Consider the following 2,735-nt stretch of genomic DNA (forward strand, 5'->3'; position numbering starts at 1 on the left):
CCCGACGCGCCGCTGGCCGCCGCGGGCGGCACCGGCTGCGGCAGCGCGGTGAAGCCCATCGCGACCTGCACCGGCTGGGTGGTGTCGCCCACCACCGGCGCGCTGACCGGCTCGGTGGCCGAGGCGGCGGCGGCCACGGCGGTGGCTTCGTTGACCGGGTTTTTGCGCTCGACCAGATAGAAATCGAGCACCTTGCGCGCGATCGGGCCGGCCGACTGCGCGCCCCAGCCGCCGTTCTCGACGATCAGCGCGAGCGCGATCCGCGGGTGGTCGGCCGGCGCGTAGGCCGTGAACAGCGCGTGGTCGCGCAGGTGCTCGGCGAGCATGTGGCCGTGATAGTTCGCGCCCTGCAGCGAGAACACCTGCGCAGTGCCGGTCTTGCCGGCCGCCGTGTACTGCGCGCCCTGGAAGATCTTGTAGGCGGTGCCGGACGGGTTCGAGATCACGTTCTCGAGGCCGCGCTTCACCACGTCGATGTTGGACTGCTTGAGCGGGATCACCTCGCTTTCCTTGGGCACCGTCAGGTGCCGCTGGCGCGTGAGCGGATCCTCGATTTCCTTGACCAGGTGGGGCTTCATCACCACGCCGTTGTCGGCCAGCGTCGCCATCGCGTGGGCGAGCTGCAGGATCGTGAACGAGTTGTAGCCCTGGCCGATCCCGAGGCTGATCGTCTCGCCGTCGTACCACTTCTGCAGGGCCGGCTTGCGGAACGTCTTCTTCTTCCACTCCGGCGACGGCAGCACGCCGCGCGCCTCGCCCTGCACGTCGATGCCGGTGATCTGGCCGAAGCCGAACGGCTTCATGAAGTTCGCGATGTTGGTCACGCCGAGGTCGTGCGCCAGCATGTAGAAGTAGGTGTCGTTCGACACCATGATCGCGCGGTTCATGTCGACCCAGCCCTGGCCCGAGCGCACGTCGTTGCGGAACGTGTGGCCGCCGAACGTGTAGTAGCCCGGATCCTGGAAGCCCCAGCCGGGCGTGCGCTTGCCGAGTTCGAGGCCGGCCAGCGCGACGAACGGCTTGTAGGTCGAGCCGGGCGGGTAGACGCCGTGCAGCGGGCGGTTCAGCAGCGGCTTGTCGGGCGAGTTGTTGAGCTCGTCCCAGGTTTGCTGGTCGATGCCGTCGACGAACGAGTTCGGATCGAAGCTCGGCGACGAGACGAAGGCGAGCACGTCGCCGGTGGCCGGCTCGATCGCGACCAGCGCGCCGCGCTTGCCCGCGAACGCCTGTTCGGCCACCTGCTGCAGGCCGATGTCGATCGACAGCACCAGGTTGTCGCCCGGCGTGGCCTGGGTGCGCGACAGCGTGCGCACCGGCCGCCCGCCCGCCGTCACCTCGACTTCCTCGAAGCCGGTGATGCCGTGCAGCTCGGTTTCGTAGCTCTGCTCGACGCCGATCTTGCCGATGTAGTCGGTGCCCTTGTAGTTGTTGGCGTCCTTGCGCGGATCGTAGTGCTCGGGATCGCTGTCGTTCTCGTCGCTCATCGCGTCGATGCGATCCTGGTCGCGCTTCGAGATCCGGCCGATGTAGCCGATCACGTGCGCGGCCGTCGGCCCGAGCGGGTACTGGCGGAACAGCCGCGCGCGCACCTCGACGCCGGGGAAGCGCCAGCGCTGCGCGGTGAAGCGCGCGACTTCCTCGTCGGTCAGGCGGGTGCGGATCGGCAGGCTTTCGAAGTTCTTCGAATCTTCCTGGAGCTTCTTGAAGCGGCGGCGGTCGCGCGCGTCGATCGGAATCACGTCCGACAGCGCGGTGATGGTGTTGTCGAGCGTGTCGGTCAGCTTCGACGGCGTGATTTCGAGCGTGTAGGCCGAATAGTTGCGGGCCAGCACCACGCCGTTGCGATCGGTGATGATGCCGCGGTTCGGCACGATCGGTGCCACCGAGATGCGATTCTCGTCGGCCTGCAGCGCGTATTTGCCGTGCTGCCAGACCTGCAGATAGAAGAAGCGCGTGGCGAGCAGCCCGAAGCAGACGAACACGAACAGGCCCGCCGCCGCGACGCGCAGGCGGAACTTCGAGAGCTGCTGCTGGGTGTCCTTGAATTCGGTCATGCGGATACGGGGTAAGGCGCACGCGCCGCGATGCCCGGGATCGGAGCGGCGGGCAGGCGGCGGCGCGGCAACGTCATGGCGACGTCAGATGGGCCGCGTGTCGTCCGGGTCGACCGGGCGGCGTTGCGGCATCAACAGCAGGGGGCTCACGAACGGCCAGAGCGCGGCCTCGACGAAGCCGTCGACCAGATAGCTCCAGCCCGGAAATGCGGCGCCCATGATCAGGCGGATCACGAACGGCACGAGCTGCGCGAGCACCAGCAACGGCGCGACGTAGAACGCCTGCACGCCGAGCGAGAGCCACAGCACGCGGCGGTGGATCGTGATCGCGCCGTACGAGAGCAGCGTGTAGGCCAGCGCGTGCTCGCCGAGCAGGCCGGCGTCGTGCACGTCCATCAGGATCCCGAGCAGGAACGCGACGCCCATGCCGACCTTGCGGGGCTGGTGGATGTTCCAGAACAGCAGCACGACCGCCACGAAATCGGGCACGCCGGGCAGGCGGCCCCACGGCATCAGGTTCAGCAGGAATGCGACGGCCAGGCTGAAGATGATGAAGGTCGGGTTGACCGGCTGCAGGATGTATTGCGGACGGCTCATGGCTGCGCTCCCCGGGACGGCGCGGCGGCGGGCGCCGGAGCGGGCTTGGCGGCGGTGTTGGCGGCAGCCGGGCCGCCATTGGCG

At 68.5% G+C, this 2,735-nt stretch carries 2 protein-coding genes; both read right to left on the minus strand.

The features are described 5' to 3' along the window. On the minus strand, positions 1 to 2,054 hold a 2,054-nt coding region (mrdA, locus tag G3N92_RS32840), incomplete at its 3' end, for a penicillin-binding protein 2 (RefSeq protein ID WP_206131682.1). A gap of 84 nt (positions 2,055 to 2,138) precedes the next feature. After that, positions 2,139 to 2,651 carry a rod shape-determining protein MreD gene (gene mreD / locus G3N92_RS32845; protein WP_206131683.1) on the minus strand — a complete coding sequence of 171 codons (513 nt, stop codon included), beginning with the start codon at positions 2,649 to 2,651 and terminating at the stop codon, positions 2,139 to 2,141. Between the last annotated feature and the right edge of the window lie 84 nt (positions 2,652 to 2,735).

Origin of the sequence: Burkholderia sp. Ac-20379, from assembly GCF_017104645.1 — a bacterium.
Classification (GTDB): Bacteria; Pseudomonadota; Gammaproteobacteria; order Burkholderiales; family Burkholderiaceae; genus Burkholderia.